Below are 18,093 nucleotides of genomic sequence, written 5' to 3' on the forward strand. Positions count from 1 at the left end.
CGGGGTTGTCTCAACACGGGTTTGCAGGGTGCAGTCGATGGCCGCGAGGCACGGCCAGCAGGTGGTGACGGGCGGCATGCGCCAGCACGGCCTCGACGTCCACACTGAGCGGGCCACGGTGGTCGAGGGTGATGGTGGGGGTGTCGTGTTCGGCGAATTCGATTTCGCGCTCGCCGTCCAGGGCCAGGGTGCCGCTGGCCAGGCTGAGGCGGTGGGCAACATCGGGCAGCAGCGTGCCGCTGGCGGTGATGCCACAGGCTTGCAGCAGGCCGGGGGCCAGCGGCGCGAGCAGTGCCTGTTCAGCGCCGGGTGCCAGGCGAACCCAGGCGCCGTGCGGGGCCTGGCGCGACACCGGGCACCACAGGCCACACAGCGCCGACAGGCCGATGGCATGCGGTTCGGCGAAGCAGGCGAAAACTTCGGCAAGGTCTTCGCGGCGGCTGAGTGCGCGGGCGCCGATGAAACGCTGCGGTGACACTGCCACTTCCACCAGGGCCCATTCGGCCAGTTGCTGCTGCGGCACTGTCACCACCAGGCGCTTGTTGCGGCGCAGGCCAATGCTGGCCGGTACCCGGCCGGTGGCCAGCAGGCCACCGGCAAGGCCGGCGCTGGTGGCCTCGCGCAGTTCGGGGAAGGCATTGTTGGTGCCGGTGGATAGGGTCAGCAGTGGCACATCTTGCGCCTCGGCGGCGACGGCCTTGTGGGTGCCATCGCCCCCCAGCACGGCGATCAGCGCCACACCGCGCTCGACCATGCGTCGGGTGGCCAGGCGGGTGTCGGCTACGGTCTGCGACAACGGCAGGTCGAGTATTTCGATGGCTGGCCAGTGCTGGTCGAGCGCAGCCGGGCCGTGGCTGGCCTTGAGCACGGCGGCGGCGATGCCGGTCATGTCGCTGGGCAGCAGCACCTGGCCGATGCCGGTGGCGCCGAAGGCGGCCAGCAGGCGCTGGATTGCCGAAGCCTTGTCGGTGCTCGAATAGAGCCCGGCGCTGGCCGTCAGGCGGCGCAGGTCACGGCCGGAGGCAGGGTTGGCAATGATCCCGACAAGCGGGGCGGGTAGCGGCATGGCGCACCTCGTATTCTTGTTTGCCAAGACAGGAGCAAGGGCGGTGCCAGCTTTGCCCAAGGGCGCCGAAGGGGCCGTTGCAGAGCGCTTTGGCCTGCCTTGGTGGCGGCTGCAGGGCGGGCACGGCGAGACGCGCGGTGCCAGTGCGCAGCCGCGTTGGGCGAGACGCTGAGACGCTGCGTCTCAAGCCAGCCGGTAACCACACAGTGCTTGTCGGGGCGGGCGCGCAAGCGCTTAATGGCCGAACAACGATAAAAACAGCAACGAGAACCGGAGGGCCCGAATGCTTGCCGCGAACTCCCGAGCCCATGTCGATTGCGTCAGCAGGGTGCTGAAGAATGCCGACCGCCTGCCACAGGCGCCGGTACCGCCGCTGATCCTCGATTCATGGCGCCGTTCCATGGAGCTGTACCGCCTGGACCCCGCCTCCCAGCAGGGCCCGCGCATCCTTTCCCAAAGCCTGCTCAATGAGTGCCGTGAACGCGCGCAGCTGTTTCTGCGCATCGCCAGCGACGCCGTGGCCCGCCTGCACGAGCGCGTGCGGGGCGCCGACTATTGCGTGCTGCTGACCGACGCCCAAGGGCGCACCATCGACTACCGGGTCGAATCGGCCATTCGCAACGACTGTCGCAAAGCCGGCCTGTACCTGGGCACTTGCTGGTCGGAGGGCGAGGAGGGTACCTGTGGCGTGGCGGCGGTGCTCACCAGCAAGGCCCCGGTCACGGTGCACAAGCGCGACCACTTCCGGGCGGCGTTCATCGGCCTGACCTGCACGGCGGCCCCGGTGTTCGACCCGTTGGGTGAGTTGCTGGGGGTGGTGGATGTGTCTGCTTTGCAGTCACCGGACGACCGCCGCAGCCAGCACCTGATCCGTCAGCTGGTCGAGCAAACCGCTCGCGACATCGAAAACGCCTTTTTCATGCACACTGCCCAGGGCCACTGGGTGATGCGCGCCCATGGCACGCCGGGCTATGTGGAAAGCCAGCCTGATTACCTGCTGGCCTGGGATGCCGATGGTCGCCTGCAGGCCATCAACAGCCTGGCCCGGCAGCGCCTGGTCGAACGCCTGGGCCGTTTGCCGGTGCACATTGGCGAGCTGTTCGACATGGACCAGCTACGCCGGGTCAGCGCGTCGTCGGCCCAGCGCCTGCCTGGCCTGGGTGGTTTGTACGGCCGGGTCAGCGCCCCTCGGCAACGCCAGCGGGCGCAACCGCTGCAGCAGGCCCAGGACAGCCGCATTGAACAGCGCCTGCGCTTGGCTACCCGCGTCAAGGACTGCAACCTGGCCGTGCTGGTGCTGGGTGAAACCGGGGCCGGCAAGGAGGTGTTCGCCCGTCAGTTGCACCAGCAGAGCCAGCGCCGTGACGGCCCCTTCGTGACCCTGAACTGTGCAGCCATCCCCGAGAGCCTGATCGAGAGCGAGTTGTTCGGTTATGTGGCGGGGGCTTTCACCGGTGCTTCCAGCAAAGGCATGCAAGGGCTGTTGCAGCAGGCCCACGGCGGTACGTTGTTCCTCGACGAGATCGGTGATATGCCACTGAACCTGCAAACCCGGTTGCTACGGGTGCTGGCCGAGGGCGAAGTGGCGCCGCTGGGCGCGGCGCGGCGGGAGCGGGTGGATATCCAGGTGATCTGTGCCACCCACCGTGATCTGGCGGCAATGGTAGAAGACGGGCGTTTCCGCGAAGACTTGTACTTCCGCCTGGCCAATGCCCGCTTCGAGTTGCCGCCGCTGCGTGAGCGGGAGGACCGGTTGGGGCTGATTCACCAATTGCTGGCCGAAGAGGCTGCGGCCTGTGGCGTCGAAGTTGTACTGGCGGACGATGCCTTGCAGGCGCTGCTGGTTTATCGCTGGCCGGGCAATTTGCGCCAGCTGCGGCAGGTGTTGCGCTATGCCTGTGCGGTCTGCGAGGGCGGGCAGGTGCGGGTGCAGGATTTGCCGCAGGAGGTGCGGGGTGGGGCGGTAGGCTCGGTTGCAGGCGGGGTGTCGTGCCCGGCGCGGCAACTGTTGCTGGATGCGCTGATTCGCCATCGCTGGAAGCCGGCCGATGCGGCGCGGGCGTTGGGCATTTCGCGCGCAACGCTTTATCGGCGGGTGCATGAGCATCATATCGAGATGCCGCGGATGAAGGGGTAACCTGCGGTCCCTGTAGGAGCGGCCTTGTGTCGCGATGGGGCGCGCAGCGGCCCCACGATCTCAGCTTCGCCGCAGATATTGCCGGGGCCGCTTCGCGGCCCTTTCGCGACGCAAGGCCGCTCCTACAGGGGTGTGTGAGCCTTGGGTAAGCAATAAAAAACCCCGGCACAAGTCCGGGGTTCTGGTCCATCACACTACACGATCACTCCTGGTTGGCCAGTTTGTGCTCGAGGTAGTGAATGTTGACGCCGCCTTTGCAGAAACCTTCATCACGCACCAGGTCGCGGTGCAGCGGGATGTTGGTCTTGATGCCGTCGACGACGATCTCGTCCAGGGCATTGCGCATGCGCGCCATGGCTTCATCGCGGTCTTTGCCGTAGGTGATCAGCTTGCCGATCAGCGAGTCGTAGTTCGGGGGTACCGAATAACCGCTGTACAGGTGCGAATCCACGCGCACGCCGTTGCCACCTGGGGCGTGGAAGTGCTTGACCTTGCCTGGGCTCGGGATGAACTTCTTCGGGTCCTCGGCGTTGATCCGGCACTCCAGCGAGTGGCCACGGATGACAACGTCTTCCTGGCGGAACGACAGCTTGTTGCCAGCGGCGATGCTCAGCATCTCCTTGACGATGTCGATACCGGTGACCATCTCCGACACAGGGTGTTCAACCTGCACCCGGGTGTTCATCTCGATGAAGTAGAAGCGGCCGTTTTCGTACAGGAATTCGAACGTACCGGCACCGCGGTAGCCGATCTCGATGCACGCATCGACGCAGCGCTTGAACACTTCCTGGCGGGCCTTTTCATCGATACCCGGGGCTGGTGCTTCTTCCAGGACCTTCTGGTGGCGACGCTGCAGCGAGCAGTCACGGTCACCCAGGTGAATGGCGTTGCCCTGGCCGTCGGACAGCACCTGAACTTCCACGTGGCGTGGGTTGGTCAGGAACTTTTCCAGGTAGACCATCGGGTTGCCGAAGGCAGCACCGGCTTCGGTGCGGGTGAGCTTGGCCGAGGCGATCAGGTCCTCTTCCTTGTGCACCACGCGCATACCGCGACCACCACCGCCACCGGCGGCCTTGATGATCACCGGGTAGCCGACGTCACGGGCGATTGCCAGGGCGACTTCTTCGTCTTCCGGCAGCGGGCCATCGGAGCCCGGTACGGTCGGTACGCCCGACTTGATCATCGCGTCCTTGGCCGAAACCTTGTCGCCCATCAGGCGAATGGTGTCGGCTTTCGGGCCAATGAAGGCGAAACCGGATTTTTCCACCTGCTCGGCGAAATCGGCGTTTTCCGCCAGGAAGCCGTAACCCGGGTGAATCGCGGTGGCGCCAGTCACTTCGGCGGCAGCGATGATCGCCGGGATATGCAGGTAGGAATCCTTCGACGATGCAGGGCCGATGCAGACCGACTCGTCTGCCAGGCCCAGGTGCATCAGTTCACGGTCGGCAGTGGAGTGCACGGCGACGGTCTTGATGCCCAGCTCTTTGCAGGCACGCAGGATCCGCAGGGCAATTTCCCCGCGGTTGGCGATCAGGACTTTTTCGAGCTTCCCAGACATCGTTGGCTCTCCGCGATTCAAACGATGGTGAACAGCGGCTGGTCGAACTCAACCGGCTGGCCGTCTTCTACCAGGATGGCGTCGATGACACCGCCAACATCGGCTTCGATGTGGTTCATCATCTTCATGGCTTCGACGATGCACAGGGTGTCGCCCTTCTTCACGCTCTGGCCAACTTCAGCGAAGTTCGGCGAGGTCGGCGAAGGTTTGCGGTAGAAGGTACCTACCATTGGCGAACGGATCACGGTGCCTTTCAGCGCCGGGGCAGCAGCAGCAGCGGCTTCGGCGGCTGGCGCAGCAGCGGCGACCGGGGCAGCAGCGGCCGGGGCGGCAGCCATCGGGGCCGGTGCGTAGAACTGCTGGGCAGCTGGGGTCTTGCTGTGACGGCTGATACGAACCGACTCTTCGCCTTCCTTGATCTCCAGCTCGTCGATGCCAGACTCTTCCAGCAGCTCGATCAGTTTCTTGACTTTACGGATATCCATTAATCATCAACTCCCAAAGGTTCGGTCAGGGGGCGAAATACAAAAACGTATCTAGAACGTTTCTCTGGAACCCCGGCCCATCGAGGCCGGGGTTTTCATCATTTGGGCTGTGCGTTGGCAGCCAGTTGTTCCAGTGCAGACTCCAGGGCCAGGCGATAACCGCTTGCGCCCAGGCCGCAGATCACCCCTACGGCCACATCGGAAAAGTAGGAGTGGTGACGGAACGGTTCGCGTTTGTGCACGTTGGACAGGTGCACTTCGATGAATGGGATGCTCACCGCAAGCAATGCGTCACGTAATGCGACGCTCGTGTGGGTGAAAGCAGCCGGATTGATCAGGATGAAGTCCACACCCTCGTTGCGTGCCGCGTGAATGCGGTCGATCAATTCGTATTCGGCATTGCTCTGCAGGTACTGCAGATGGTGGCCTGCGGCGCGGGCACGTTGCTCCAGGTCCTGGTTGATCTGGGCCAGGGTCACGGCGCCGTAGTGGCCAGGCTCGCGAGTACCGAGCAGGTTGAGGTTGGGGCCGTGAAGCACCAGTAGCGTTGCCATCTGTGGATTCCTTGGATTTGTAGGGCAATTCGACACAGCGCGGCGAGTGTGCCGTAAAGCGACGGCAAGTGTCCAGTTCCCGGCAATAGCCAGCACGATGTCCGAGATTCGCGCGAAGTATGTGACCAAATATTTAAATCTGGTCACCTAATCGAGGATTTTTCCCGGCCCGCGGGAAGTTATAGACCGAGTTTGCCGCGCACGCGCGTGAGAATCTGCGCGAATTCCCCGGCATTTATCTCGCCAATCACCCGATCGGCGGTAATTTCGCTGCCGTTCGCGGCAAAGAACAACAGCGCAGGCGGGCCGAACAGTTGGTACCGGTCAAGGAGCGAGCGTTGCTCGGCGTTGCTTGCGGTGATGTCGAACCGCAGCAGCTTGAACGCCGCCAGTTGCGGCTGCACCTGGGCGGCGTTGAGCACCTCGTGTTCGATGACCTTGCAACTGATGCACCAGTCGGCGTACCAGTCCAGCAACACCGGTTGGCCGGCTGCCTTGGCCTGTGCCAGCGCGGCATCCAGGGCTTGCGGGGTGGTGATGGTTTGCCAGGCCTGCGCTGTGGCCGCGGTAGTACCAGCGCTGGCCGCCTGGCTGGGCACGGGCAGTGGCCGCAGCGGGTCGCCCTGGCCACTGAGGGCGCCATACCAGCAAGCCAGCGCGTATACCAGCAAGGCCAGGCCGAGCAGTTGCGCCAGGCGCTGGCGCGCAGTCTTGACCACGAACTCCAAGGCGCCGAGGAACAGTGCCACGCCTGCGGCAAGCAGGCCGACCAGCAACAGGGTTACCGGGCCGGGCAGCACCCGGCTGAGCAGGCCGATGGCCAGCCCCAGCAGCAGTACGCCGATGGCGTTTTTCACGGTGTTCAGCCAAGGGCCGCTTTTCGGCAGCCAGGCTGCGCCACCGGTGGCCACCAGCAACAGTGGCGCGCCCATGCCCAGGCCCAGGGCGAACAGTTTGAGCGCCCCGCCCAAGGCATCGCCGCTGGCGCTGATGTACAGCAGCGCGCCTGCCAGGGGCGCCGACACACAGGGCGAAACCAGCAGGCTGGAGAGCACGCCGAGTACTGCAGCGCCCAGTAGCGAACCGCCCTTGGTGTGGTTGGCGACGTTGTTCAGGCGGTTATTCAGGGCTTGCGGCAGCTTCAGTTCGAACAGGCCGAACATGGCCAGGGCGAACACCACGAAAAACAGCGCGAAGGGCACCAGTACCCAAGCCGATTGCAGGCGTGCCTGCAGGTTCAGGCCGGCGCCGAACAAGCCCATCAGCGCGCCGAGTGCGGCGAAGCTGGCGGCCATTGGCAGTACGTACGCCAGCGACAGCGCCAGCCCGCGTGGCCCACCGACCTGCCCGCGCAATACCACGCCGGAGAGAATCGGCAGCATCGGCAGCACACAGGGGGTGAAGGTCAGGCCGACCCCGGCGAGGAAGAACAGCAGCAGCGATTTCCAGCTCCAGGCCTGCTCGATTGCGCCAGGGGTGTTTGTGCCGGCTTCGCCATCGATGCTCAGCCGTGCGGTTTCCGGCGGGTAGCACAGGCCCTTGTCAGCACAGCCCTGATAGCCCACCAGCAGGGTAAAGGCACGCGGATCGTTGCGCGGCAGTTCGATATCGAGCACGCCGTGGTACACCTCCACGTCGCCGAAGAACTCATCGTGCTTGGCCTCGCCCTTGGGGATGTTCGGCGTGCCCAAGGCGATGTCGGCGGGTTCGGTGTGGAACTGGAAGCGGTGGCGGTAGAGGTAGTAGCCGTCGGTGGCGATGAAGCGCAGCTTGATGGTATGCGCATCGGCCTGGATCAGGTCGAGCTTGAACGCCTCGTGCACTGGCAGGAAGTCGGCGTTGTTGGCCAGCGAAGCGGCGCCGAGGGTGGCGCTGGGGCGGTTGTCGAGCAGGCTGGTGGCGAAGACAGGGCTGGCCAGCAGCAGGAACAGCAGGAAAAACAGGCGGCGCATGGCGAACTCGCGAGGTGGAACGTGCCGGGCATGATAACGGAGTTGGCGCAGGTTGAAAGGGACGGCGACACCTGGCGCCACTTGTGTATTGCCTGTGCCGGCCTCAGACCCTGAAGGCTCGCACCGCCTTGCTCAGCTCCCCGCCGAGGCTCAGCAATTGCTCACCCTGCTCACGCCCTTCACCAATGCGCTGCAGGTTGTCTTCACCCAACGCGTGAATCCGCTCGCTATGATCACGAATCTCACTCACCGCGCCAGTCTGTTGCGCGGTGACGTCGGCAATGCGTACCGCCGTATCGGCGATCGTGCGGATCGCGCTGACGATCTCATCCAGCGCGCCATCGGCGGCCTGGGCCTGGTTGGCGGTGGTTTCGGCGTGTTCGAGCTGGGTGCGCATGCCGGCCACCGACTCCCGCGCCGCCTGCTGCAAGCGGTCGATCAGTGCCTGGATTTCGCCAGTAGCCCCGGTGGTGCGCTGCGCCAGCGAACGCACCTCGTCAGCCACTACGGCAAAGCCGCGGCCCATCTCGCCAGCCCGGGCCGCTTCGATGGCGGCGTTCAGCGCCAGCAGGTTGGTCTGTTCCGCAATCGAGCGTATTACCGTCAGCACCCCGCCGATGGTGGCCGACTCTTCGGCCAGTTGCTCGATCATGCGCGCATTGCCCTGTACCTCATCGACCAGTTCCCGCAAGCCCGACAGGCTCTGGCCAATCACCGCCTGGCCCTGTTCCACCGCACGCCCGGCATCGCGGCTGGCATGGGCGGCAGCGCTGGCGTCACCGGCCACTTGCTGAATGGTGGCTTCCAGCTCGCCCAAGGCGTCGCGGATCTGCCCGGTATCGCCGGCCTGGCGGTTGGCGCCATCGTGCAGCGCGGCGCTCATGCCGGCCAGGGCATGGCTGCTGCCGGCGACCTGCTCGGCATTGTGGCGAATGGTGCCCACCAGTTCGACCAGGTACTGGCGCAGGCGGTTGAGCGATGCCTGAATGTCATGCAGTTCGCGGTTGGTCTTGCCCAGGGCGATCACTTGGGCGAAGTCGCCCTCGGCCCAGCACGATAGCGCCGGGGCCAGGCCGGTCAGGGTGCGCGCCAGGCGCCGTTGCAGGGTATCGATCAACAGGGCGATGAACAGGATCAGGGCGATCATCAAACACTGGATGATGCGCACCCCGCCGGCAATTTGGCCATGTTGGGCGCGCACTAGCGGTTCCAGCGTGGCGATGGCCTGCTGTACGGCTTCCAGGCGCTGGCCGGTGCTGGCAGCCAGGGCGGCACGGCGCTCGATCTGTTCGCGCGTGCGCTGCAATTCGGCCGGGTAGCGGCCCAGCAGGTTTTGCAGCTCACGCTTCAGGCCCACGGCGATGTCTTCCTGCCGGGCGCTGGCCTGGGTTTGCAGGCCCATCATGGCGGCGAAGTCGTCGGCACCGGAGGCAGCAGCGCGGGTGACACCGAGCAAAGGCAGGGCATCGATGGCCTGTGCCTGGCTGCGGATCAGTTGCAACTCACGCTGCACTTCGTCAGCAAGCTCCGGGCGGCCGCTGCTGACCAGCTTGTCGCGGGCCAGTGCCAGCCGGCCCAGGTGCACGCTGGCGTCGAGCAGCGGGAGCAAATAGCGGTCGGCCTCGGCAGTGCCGCTGTCGCGGGCGTATCCGGCCAGTTGCTCGAAATTGGCCCCCAATTCCCGTTCGGCCTGCAACAGCAGCGCTTGCGGGTCGCCAGCCAGCTTGCCGGCCGCCAGCAACTCGTTGCCGGTGAAGGCCTGCAGGCTGGCCAGGCTGGGGCGCAGGTTGGCCGCCAGTTCGGCGGGCCAGTCGGCCAGGGCGCCTTGCAGTTGCTGGATGGCCTGCGTGGCGGCGGCATGGCGCAGGGCATCCCCGCTGCCCAGGTAGGCGTGGATATTGCCCGCCACCTGCTGCTGGAACTGCTGGGACAGGCCCAGGTAGCGCTCCATCAGCTGATAGGGCCGTTCCAGCGCCCGTTGCGACCACCACAGGGTAGCGGCCAGGGTGAAACACACAGTCACCAGCAACAGCGTATTGAAATTGGTCAGCCACTTCAGGCGCATAGCCGCGAACTTCCTGCGGAGGGGAGTGGGGGTAGGCGGCTGAAGTTATTGCGATTGTGTGACCGGATGATGACGCCGAGGGCTTGGCGTCAGAAAAAAGTGGCAGAGTGCCTCTATCTGATGGCGCTACTGATTCCTCGCGGGCAGGGCCGTTTCAGCGCTCTACCCGTACTACACAGTTACGCCCGGCATGCTTGGCGCGGTACAGGGCTTCATCCGCCGCGCTGGCCATGGTCAACGCGTCCAGCCCCTCATCCATCTGCACCACCCCGGCACTGAAGGTGCACTGCAAATCCTGCGGCTGTGCCGGGTAGATGATGTCGGCAAAGCGCCGACGAATCTCGTCAAGCACCTTGTGGGCGGCCTCCAGCGCGGTATTGGGCATGACGATGGCAAATTCCTCGCCGCCGTAACGGCCAATGAAGTCGGTCTTGCGCAGGCGCTGCTTGAGGAACAGCGCCAGGCTCTTGATTACCCGGTCCCCCATGGGGTGGCCGTGGCGGTCGTTGATCTTCTTGAAGTGGTCGATGTCGAGCATGGCGAAACTCAACGGCTGCTGCTCACGGCGGGCGCGGAAGCTGCAATCCTCAAGCAATTGCAGAATATGGGTGTGGTTGTACAGCCCGGTCAGGCTGTCACGCACCATGCGTGCCTTCAGGTGCCGCGCGCGGGCCGCACGGTTGCGCACGGTGGTGATCAGGTGGCGCGAGCGAAACGGCTTGGTCAGGAAGTCATCGCCGCCTTCGCTCATGGCATCCAGTTGCTTGTCCAGGTCGTCTTCGGCGGACAGGTAGATGATCGGCACGCTCACATAGCGGTCACTGTGGCGGATCACCTTGGCCAGTTCCGGGCCGGTGCAAGCCGGCATGTACAGGTCGAGAATGATCAGGTCGGGCTGAAAGTCGGCCAGCTCGGCCATGGTGCGGATCGGGTCGGTCAGGCTGCGGGTCAGCATGCCGGCGCTGGCCAGCACCCGTTCGGTGTGCAGCGCCTGGGTGCGTGAGTCGTCGATGATCAGCACTCGCAATGGGTCGTGCGGGCCGGCGTTGGTCAGCAATTCGACCTTTTCCAGCAGGCTGGATGCTTCCAGGCTGCCGGTCAGAAAGTCCTGCCCACCGGCGCGCACGGCAGCCAGGCGCGTCGGTGTGTCAGCTTCGTGGTGGCTGAAGAACAGCAGCGGAATGTTCTGCGCCAGGCCGTGTTGTACCTGGGCGGCCAGCAGCAGGCCCTGGCCGCTGCCGGTGAAGTCGACATCCATGATGATGGCCGCAGGCGGGTATTCGCCGACCGAAGCCAGAAACGCGGCAGCGTTGGGCAGCGCCTGCACCAGCAGCCCGAAGAATTCCAGTTGCTGGGCCAGGCGCTGGGCCCGCTCGTGGTCCTGCAACAGGATGTACACCGGCTTGCGCAGGGGCACCAGTACCTCGTCAAGGGAGTCGTCCTTGCGCAGGCCGCTACGCGACAGTTGCGGGTCGGGGCACAGCGGGCTTGGCTCGACGGCTTGGCTCATGACCTGGCTACTTGTAGGTTGGGATATGCAGGGGCAATGATGGCTCTATGCTAGCAGTTCTTTTCCCTCGCATGAGTGCCCTGCATCAACATTGCGTTCAGAACGAATATTCAGTTACCGACTGATTGGTCGCTTATGCGTAAGGCGGTGTCTGCTTTATAGTGCTGCCACGCGGGCTTGCCGTGGCACCCTGGCGCAGGCCTGTGGTCAAAGCCCCTGAACCGTCGTGACTGATTAAGGACAAAGCCATGCTGGATTGGAAAAACCGCGAGGCCAAAGCCGAGCCCCGTGAGCGTGTCGACGGCCGCGGCGCTGCCGCCCGTAGCTACCTTGGCGGCCTTTGGAGCCGAGCCCTGGGAACCCTGATCGGGTTGTATCTGCTGGTGTGCATCGGCTTGGGCTGGTACTGGAGCCAGGAACCTGCGCTGTTCCCGGTGCAGCAGAATGCCCAGGCTGCTGCCGAGCGCAATGGCCAGCAGATGGTGATTGGCTACACCACCGTCGAAACCCTCAAGACCGTGGCCGGCACCCTGCTGAACAAGCCGGGCGGCTACATTTCCAACGACCGCTTCCCGCCAGGGCTGTGGATGGACAACATGCCGAGCTGGGAGTACGGCGTGCTGGTCCAGGTGCGCGACCTGTCCCGCGCCTTGCGCAAGGACTTCGCCCGTTCGCAGTCGCAATCTACCGAAGACGCCGACCTGGCCAAGGCCGAGCCGCGCTTCAACTTCGACAACAAGAGCTGGATCCTGCCCTCGAGCGAGTCGGAGTTCGAAGAGGGCATCAAGTCGCTGTCGCGCTACCAGACCCGTCTGGCTGCTGGCGACAAGGGTGCGATCTTCTATACCCGCGCCGACAACCTGAACAACTGGCTGGGTGACGTCGCCACCCGCCTGGGTTCGCTGTCGCAGCGCCTGTCGGCCAGCGTTGGCCGGGTCAAGCTCAACACCACGCTGAAGACCGAGTCGGTGGTTGCCGGCCAGGCGCCACAAGTGGACGAAGAGCTGGTGGAAACCCCATGGCTGCAGATCGACAACGTGTTCTACGAGGCCCGTGGCCAGGCCTGGGCGCTGTCGCACTTGCTGCGTGCCATCGAGGTCGACTTTGCCGATGTACTGGCGAAAAAGAATGCCACGGTCAGCGTGCGGCAGATCATTCGTGAGCTGGAAGCCTCGCAAGAGCCGCTGTGGAGCCCGATGGTGCTCAACGGCAGCGGTTTCGGCATGTGGGCCAACCACTCGCTGGTCATGGCCAACTACATTTCCCGGGCCAACGCGGCGGTCATCGACCTGCGCCAGTTGCTGTCGCAGGGTTGAGCATGGCCATCAGCGCCAACGAGGCCGCCCACCGGGCGGCTTCCGACCGTGAGCTGGTCACCTGGGTCGACGAAGCCGACCAGGTACTTGGCGCCTTGCCCCGCGCCGAGCTGCGTGAGCGCTGCCTGATTGGCCGCTGCACGTTCATTCTGCTGTTCAACAGTGCTGGTGAGTTGTGTGTACACCGGCGTACCTTGAGCAAGGCGCTGTACCCAGGGTACTGGGATGTGGCAGCGGGTGGCATGGTCACGGCCGGCGAAGGGTATGCCGAGTCGGCGGCGCGTGAACTGGCCGAGGAGCTGGGCATTGAAGGCGCGGCACTGCGTTTTCATGAGCGGTTCTACTTTGACCAGCCCGATAACCGTTTGTGGTGTGCGGTGTATTCGGCGGTGTCGGATGCGCCGCTGCGGTTGCAGCCGGAAGAGGTGATCGAGGCGCGGTTCATTGGCCTGGCGCAGGCTGAGGAAGAAAGCCTGATGAAGCCGTATTGCCCGGATTCGCTGGCGGCGTTGCAGCGCTACAAAGCCAGCCTGGGATGACGTGGGGACCGCTTTGCGGTCCTTTCGCGACGTAAGGCCGCTCCCACATCGATCGGCGTATGCAGGACCTAGTGGGAACGGCCTTGCGTCGCGACAGGGCTGCAAAGCAGCCCCAGTTTCCGGGTAGTCGCAAAACATTCGCAAAATGCCGCAATCCTGTACTTAGCAATCGCCGCATTTATCGTTACACTGCGCGCCCTTTTCGGGCTGCCGCATGTCTTGCAGCAGTAGCGCCGCCCCTGCCAGAGTGGGGCTTCGCGGTCGGCCTCATCCCTAAGGTACGACCAGTTTTTGTCCTCTGCACCGAGGAACAAAAGTGGCCAAGAAAGCTTCTTCTTTCGCCGCCCTTGGCGGTCTCGTTTACTCCACCGACGCCGGTCGGCATTGCCCCGACTGTGGCCAGCCGGTGGATGCCTGTACCTGCAAGCAGCAGGTCATCCCCGAAGGCGATGGCATTGCCCGTGTGCGCCGTGAAAGCAAAGGCCGCGGCGGCAAGACCGTGACCACCGTCACCGGTGTGCCGTTGCCGCCCGATCAGCTCAAGGAGCTGGCCACCGCCCTGAAGCGCCGTTGCGGTACCGGTGGCGCGTTGAAGGATGGGGTCATCGAAATCCAGGGCGACCATGTCGAGCTGCTGATCGCCGAGCTGATCAAGCAGGGCTTCAAGGCGAAAAAGTCCGGCGGCTGAGCCGGCGCGCATTTTTGCCCAGTGCTTTCTAAACTCGTTGCCGTGGCCAGGGTCTACCCTGGGGCACGGACGAATCGTCATTTTCGGCTTTTACACTGCGCCCGCCAGCATGCAGGGCAGTGTCTTCGACTTATCTATAGGGGACTTGAATGTCCGTACGACGCACACGCAAAGACGATGGTAGCCAATGGACCGTGGCCGACAGCCGCAGTGTTTATGGCATCCGCCATTGGGGCGCTGGTTATTTCGCCATCAATGAGGCCGGGCGCGTCGAAGTGCGCCCCAACGGCCCGAACAGCGCGCCGATCGACCTGTTCGAACAGGTCGACGAACTGCGCCAGAGCGGCTTGTCGTTGCCCTTGCTGGTGCGCTTCCCCGACATTCTGCAGGACCGCGTTCGCCAGCTAACCGGCGCTTTCGACGCCAATATCGCGCGCCTGGAGTACCAGAGCCAGTACACCGCGCTGTACCCGATCAAGGTCAACCAGCAGGAAGCGGTGGTGGAGAACATCATCGCCACGCAGAACGTGTCGATCGGCCTGGAGGCCGGCTCCAAGCCCGAACTGCTGGCGGTGCTGGCGCTGGCGCCGAAAGGCGGCACCATTGTCTGCAACGGCTACAAGGACCGTGAATTCATCCGCCTGGCGCTGATGGGCCAGAAGCTCGGCCACAATGTGTTCATCGTCATCGAGAAAGAGTCGGAAGTGGCCCTGGTGATCGAAGAGGCCGCCGAGCTCAAGGTCAAACCCCAGGTTGGCCTGCGCGTACGCCTGTCGTCGCTGGCTTCGAGCAAGTGGGCCGACACCGGGGGTGAAAAGTCCAAGTTCGGGTTGTCGGCCGCGCAGTTGCTGTCTGTTGTGCAGCGTTTTCGCGATGCCGGGTTGGACCAGGGCATCCGCCTGCTGCACTTCCACATGGGTTCGCAGATCGCCAACCTGGCGGACTACCAGCACGGCTTCAAGGAAGCCATCCGTTACTACGGTGAGTTGCGTGCGCTGGGCCTGCCGGTGGACCACATCGATGTGGGTGGCGGCCTGGGTGTCGATTACGACGGGACCCACTCGCGCAATGCCAGTTCGATCAACTACGACATGGACGACTACGCCGGCGTGGTGGTGGGCATGCTCAAGGAGTTCTGCGATGCGCAGGGCCTGCCGCACCCGCACATCTTCTCCGAGAGCGGCCGTTCGCTGACCGCGCACCACGCCATGCTGGTGATCCAGGTGACCGACGTCGAGAAGCACAACGACCAGGTTCCGACCATCGAGAACAAGGAAGCCTTGCCCGAGACCGTGCAGTGGCTGGTCGACCTGCTTGGCCCGACCGACATCGAGATGGTGACCGAAACCTACTGGCGTGCCACCCACTACATGGGTGACGTGGCTGCGCAGTATGCCGATGGCAAGCTCACCCTGAGCGAGAAGGCCCTGGCCGAGCAGTGCTACTTTGCGGTCTGCCGCCGCCTGCACAACTCGTTGAAGGCGCGCCAGCGTTCGCACCGTCAGGTACTGGACGAACTGAACGACAAGCTTGCCGACAAGTACATCTGCAACTTCTCGGTGTTCCAGAGCCTGCCGGACACCTGGGCCATTGGCCAGGTACTGCCGATCATCCCGCTGCACCGCCTGGACGAAGAGCCCCTGCGGCGTGCGGTATTGCAGGACCTGACCTGCGACTCCGACGGCAAGATCAACCAGTACGTCGACGAGCAGAGCATCGAGACCAGCATGCCGGTGCATGCGGTGCAGGAGGGCGAGGATTACCTGTTGGGCGTGTTCCTGGTCGGTGCGTACCAGGAAATTCTGGGTGACATGCACAACCTGTTTGGTGACACCGACTCGGTGAACATCTACCAGAACGCCGATGGCAGCGTGTACCACGCCGGCATCGAGACCCACGACACCATCGAGGACATGCTGCGCTACGTGCACCTGTCGCCCGAAGAGTTGATGACCCACTACCGCGACAAGGTTGCCAGCGCCAAGATCACGGCCCGTGAGCGCACGCAGTATCTGGATGCCTTGCGGCTTGGTTTGACCCGGTCGTCGTACCTGTCGTCGTAAATGCCGGGGGCCGCTTTGCGGCCCATCGCGACACAAGGCCGCTCCTACAGCTCATCCCTGTAGGAGCGGCCTTGTGTCGCGAAATGAGGGCGAAGCCCTCACCGGCGCTGTCACAGCCACACACAATCCCAATGTGGATATTCACCCGCCTTGCGCACCAGACCGGCGCGAATGGGGTTGGCGATGATATAGCGTGCGGCAACTCTCACATCTTCGTCTTTGCGCAGCGCGCGGTCGTAGAAGCCTGGCTGCCATATGTGCTGGCGCGCAGCACCGGTACGGTAGAGGGCACAACTGCTCCGCGACTTGAAGGCGCACATGAGCTTGCTCAGATGGGTTGGCCCAAGCTCGATCAGCCAATGCAAATGGTCCGGCATCAATACCCAGGCCAGAGTCCGGCAGTCGCCTTGCTGATCGCTGAGTTGCAACTGCCCGATCACCGCGCGCGCAAACCAGAGGTTGCGGAACAAGGGGTCCCGCTGGCGAGTAATGGTTGTGAGCAGATACAGTCTGCCCGGCTCTGAGAAGCGCCCTTGGCGCAAACGGTGATTGCCGCGACGATCCATGTCGATTTCCTTTGAACATCCCGTTCGCAGGATAGGAGGCGGGACAAGGATCGGCGCAGGTGGATCATTACTGACTATGACAGTTGGAGCCGCGTTATCCGGTCGATGGGCTATCCCCACTCAGCCAACCCACAGCCCCCGCTGCTGCAACCGCCACCCCACCCACCCCAACGTCACCGCCCGCAACCCCATGAACCCGAGAAACGCCAACCACAAGCCATGGTTGCCAAACCCGCTCATGGCCACCGCCACCGGTAGCGCAATCAGCACCGAAACCAGCATCGCATTGCGCATCTCCCGCGCGCGGGTGGCGCCGATGAACAAACCGTCCAGCAAGTAGCTCCACACCGCAATCAATGGCAGCAACGCCAGGTAAGGCAAGTACGGGTAAGCCGCTGCGCGGACGCTGTCGATGTCGGTCTGCAGATCGATGAACAGGTGCCCAGCCAGCAGGAACATCCCGGCAAACCCGAGACTGGTGATCAGTGACCAACCGCAGGCCACCACCAGCGAGCGGCGCAAGGTGAGGCGATCACCGGCACCGATGGCGTGGCCGCACAGTGCCTCTACCGCATGCGCCAGCCCATCCAGCGCATAGGCGGTCAGCAGCAGGCCATTGAGCAGCAATGCATTGGCCGCTACGGTCGCCTCGCCCAGGCGTGCGCCTTGCAGGGTGATCAGCAGGAACACCAACTGCAGCGCCAGGCTGCGCAGGAAAATGTCGCGGTTCACGGCCAGCAGCGGTCGCCAGGCCTGCCAGTGCTTCAGTGCTGCCCATGCGACCTGCCCTGGGTAGGCGCGCAGCGCCGGGCGGGTCAGGGCCAGGCCAAGCAGCGCGGCACTCCACTCGGCAATCACCGAGGCCCGCGCTGAGCCCAGCACACCCCAGTCCAGGCCCAGAACGAACCACAGGTTCAGCGCGATGTTCAGCAGGTTGGTCGTCAGCAGGATTGCCAGCGGCGCGCGGGCGTTCTGCGTGCCAAGGAACCAGCCGACCAAGGCATAGCTGGCCAGCGCTGCAGGCAACCCGAGCAGGCGGGTGTGGAAGAAGTCTTCGGTGGCTTGCTGCAACGCGTCGCTGGGTTGCATCGCATGCAGTGCCAACTGGCTGAAGGGAATGGCCAGCAGGCCAATCAACAGGGCAAAGCCGACCGCCAGCAGCAGCCCTTGAACCAGCACCTGGCGCAACGCCGCGCCGTCGCGCCGCCCGGCGGCCTGGGCGGCGAAACCAGTGGACCCCATGCGCAGGAAGCCCATGAGCCCGACCATGAACGTGAACAACGTGGCGCCCACGGCCACTGCGCCCAACTGGTGGGCGTGGGGCAGGTGGCCGATGACGGTGCTGTCGACCAGGGCTACCAAGGGCACGGAGATGTTGGACAGGATCATCGGCGCGGCCAGCGCCCAGACCTTGTGGTGGGTGGGGCGGTGGCGCCAGTCGGCGGTCAGTGCAGTCATTGCGGTCCTTGGGAATCTGGGGCTGCTGCGCAGCCCAATCGCGACACAAGGCCGCTCCCACATCGATCGGCGTACGCAGGCCTTTGTGGGCTATTCTGAATGGGCACAGTGTAACGGCCAGGCAAGCAAACCGCGC

Annotated in this window: 13 protein-coding genes and 1 pseudogene; 5 read left to right on the forward strand and 9 right to left on the reverse strand. The window is 64.3% G+C overall.

The annotated features are described in order from the left end of the window. Positions 1 to 10: 10 nt before the first annotated feature. The gene (locus AACG97_RS03260; protein WP_047149809.1) at positions 11 to 1,066 is read right to left on the reverse strand and encodes an ATP-NAD kinase family protein; all 1,056 of its coding nucleotides are present in this window, start codon (positions 1,064 to 1,066) and stop codon (positions 11 to 13) included. 283 nt (positions 1,067 to 1,349) lie between these two features. On the opposite strand from AACG97_RS03260, the gene AACG97_RS03265 reads away from it, so the two are divergent. After that, the gene (locus tag AACG97_RS03265) at positions 1,350 to 3,203 is read left to right on the forward strand and encodes a sigma-54-dependent Fis family transcriptional regulator (RefSeq protein WP_009685760.1); all 1,854 of its coding nucleotides are present in this window, start codon (positions 1,350 to 1,352) and stop codon (positions 3,201 to 3,203) included. 202 nt (positions 3,204 to 3,405) lie between these two features. Here the strand turns inward: AACG97_RS03265 and accC are convergent, their stop codons facing one another. The 6 genes and pseudogenes from accC to AACG97_RS03295 form a co-directional block, all read right to left on the reverse strand. Continuing rightward, on the reverse strand, positions 3,406 to 4,761 hold the full coding sequence (accC, locus tag AACG97_RS03270; protein WP_009685761.1) for an acetyl-CoA carboxylase biotin carboxylase subunit: 1,356 nt from the start codon (positions 4,759 to 4,761) through the stop codon (positions 3,406 to 3,408). A gap of 17 nt (positions 4,762 to 4,778) precedes the next feature. Then, positions 4,779 to 5,246, reverse strand: a complete 468-nt coding sequence (gene accB / locus AACG97_RS03275) for an acetyl-CoA carboxylase biotin carboxyl carrier protein (protein WP_009685762.1) — start codon at positions 5,244 to 5,246, stop codon at positions 4,779 to 4,781. A gap of 98 nt (positions 5,247 to 5,344) precedes the next feature. Continuing rightward, the gene (gene aroQ, locus AACG97_RS03280; RefSeq protein ID WP_003255330.1) at positions 5,345 to 5,800 is read right to left on the reverse strand and encodes a type II 3-dehydroquinate dehydratase; all 456 of its coding nucleotides are present in this window, start codon (positions 5,798 to 5,800) and stop codon (positions 5,345 to 5,347) included. A gap of 179 nt (positions 5,801 to 5,979) precedes the next feature. Beyond that, on the reverse strand, positions 5,980 to 7,752 hold the full coding sequence (locus AACG97_RS03285) for a protein-disulfide reductase DsbD (RefSeq protein ID WP_144187491.1): 1,773 nt from the start codon (positions 7,750 to 7,752) through the stop codon (positions 5,980 to 5,982). Between the two features lie 103 nt (positions 7,753 to 7,855). After that, positions 7,856 to 8,380: pseudogene (locus AACG97_RS27950) on the reverse strand (methyl-accepting chemotaxis protein); the annotation flags it as partial. 1,591 nt (positions 8,381 to 9,971) lie between these two features. Beyond that, a complete protein-coding gene (locus AACG97_RS03295; RefSeq protein ID WP_009685765.1) occupies positions 9,972 to 11,327 on the reverse strand; it encodes a diguanylate cyclase in 1,356 nt (451 codons plus the stop codon). Positions 11,328 to 11,575: 248 nt separating this feature from the next. On the opposite strand from AACG97_RS03295, the gene AACG97_RS03300 reads away from it, so the two are divergent. The 4 genes from AACG97_RS03300 to speA all read left to right on the forward strand — a co-directional run bounded on the left by AACG97_RS03300 (position 11,576) and on the right by speA (position 15,933). After that, positions 11,576 to 12,643: a DUF2333 family protein gene (locus tag AACG97_RS03300; RefSeq protein WP_009685766.1), complete on the forward strand. Its 1,068-nt coding sequence runs from the start codon at positions 11,576 to 11,578 to the stop codon at positions 12,641 to 12,643. A 2-nt stretch (positions 12,644 to 12,645) separates the two neighbouring features. Then, positions 12,646 to 13,182 carry an NUDIX hydrolase gene (locus AACG97_RS03305; protein ID WP_125854946.1) on the forward strand — a complete coding sequence of 179 codons (537 nt, stop codon included), beginning with the start codon at positions 12,646 to 12,648 and terminating at the stop codon, positions 13,180 to 13,182. A 316-nt stretch (positions 13,183 to 13,498) separates the two neighbouring features. Then, positions 13,499 to 13,870, forward strand: coding sequence for a translation initiation factor Sui1 (locus AACG97_RS03310; protein ID WP_197885314.1), 372 nt, complete (start codon positions 13,499 to 13,501; stop codon positions 13,868 to 13,870). A 149-nt stretch (positions 13,871 to 14,019) separates the two neighbouring features. Further along, on the forward strand, positions 14,020 to 15,933 hold the full coding sequence (gene speA, locus AACG97_RS03315) for an arginine decarboxylase (protein WP_029885908.1): 1,914 nt from the start codon (positions 14,020 to 14,022) through the stop codon (positions 15,931 to 15,933). A 110-nt stretch (positions 15,934 to 16,043) separates the two neighbouring features. Here speA and AACG97_RS03320 read toward each other — a convergent pair whose 3' ends face one another. Further along, complete coding sequence (locus AACG97_RS03320; protein WP_009685770.1) at positions 16,044 to 16,499, reverse strand: REP-associated tyrosine transposase; 456 nt, start codon at positions 16,497 to 16,499, stop codon at positions 16,044 to 16,046. A 120-nt stretch (positions 16,500 to 16,619) separates the two neighbouring features. Continuing rightward, positions 16,620 to 17,957: an MATE family efflux transporter gene (locus tag AACG97_RS03325; protein ID WP_197885313.1), complete on the reverse strand. Its 1,338-nt coding sequence runs from the start codon at positions 17,955 to 17,957 to the stop codon at positions 16,620 to 16,622. Positions 17,958 to 18,093: the final 136 nt, after the last annotated feature.

Origin of the sequence: Pseudomonas sp. Nvir, assembly GCF_963778085.1 — a bacterium.
GTDB classification, from domain to species: domain Bacteria; phylum Pseudomonadota; class Gammaproteobacteria; order Pseudomonadales; family Pseudomonadaceae; genus Aquipseudomonas; species Aquipseudomonas juntendi.

What these genes read in the sequence shown, in the direction of transcription:
- AACG97_RS03285 (WP_144187491.1), bottom strand. Translation starts at nt 7,752, where the DNA reads ATGCGCCGCCTGTTTTTCCTGCTGTTCCTGCTGCTGGCCAGCCCTGTC.
- AACG97_RS03260 (WP_047149809.1), bottom strand. Translation starts at nt 1,066, where the DNA reads ATGCCGCTACCCGCCCCGCTTGTCGGGATCATTGCCAACCCTGCCTCC.
- AACG97_RS03295 (WP_009685765.1), bottom strand. Translation starts at nt 11,327, where the DNA reads ATGAGCCAAGCCGTCGAGCCAAGCCCGCTGTGCCCCGACCCGCAACTG.
- accB (WP_009685762.1), bottom strand. Translation starts at nt 5,246, where the DNA reads ATGGATATCCGTAAAGTCAAGAAACTGATCGAGCTGCTGGAAGAGTCT.
- AACG97_RS03300 (WP_009685766.1), top strand. Translation starts at nt 11,576, where the DNA reads ATGCTGGATTGGAAAAACCGCGAGGCCAAAGCCGAGCCCCGTGAGCGT.
- AACG97_RS03325 (WP_197885313.1), bottom strand. Translation starts at nt 17,957, where the DNA reads ATGACTGCACTGACCGCCGACTGGCGCCACCGCCCCACCCACCACAAG.
- speA (WP_029885908.1), top strand. Translation starts at nt 14,020, where the DNA reads ATGTCCGTACGACGCACACGCAAAGACGATGGTAGCCAATGGACCGTG.
- AACG97_RS03305 (WP_125854946.1), top strand. Translation starts at nt 12,646, where the DNA reads ATGGCCATCAGCGCCAACGAGGCCGCCCACCGGGCGGCTTCCGACCGT.
- AACG97_RS03265 (WP_009685760.1), top strand. Translation starts at nt 1,350, where the DNA reads ATGCTTGCCGCGAACTCCCGAGCCCATGTCGATTGCGTCAGCAGGGTG.
- aroQ (WP_003255330.1), bottom strand. Translation starts at nt 5,800, where the DNA reads ATGGCAACGCTACTGGTGCTTCACGGCCCCAACCTCAACCTGCTCGGT.
- accC (WP_009685761.1), bottom strand. Translation starts at nt 4,761, where the DNA reads ATGTCTGGGAAGCTCGAAAAAGTCCTGATCGCCAACCGCGGGGAAATT.
- AACG97_RS03320 (WP_009685770.1), bottom strand. Translation starts at nt 16,499, where the DNA reads ATGGATCGTCGCGGCAATCACCGTTTGCGCCAAGGGCGCTTCTCAGAG.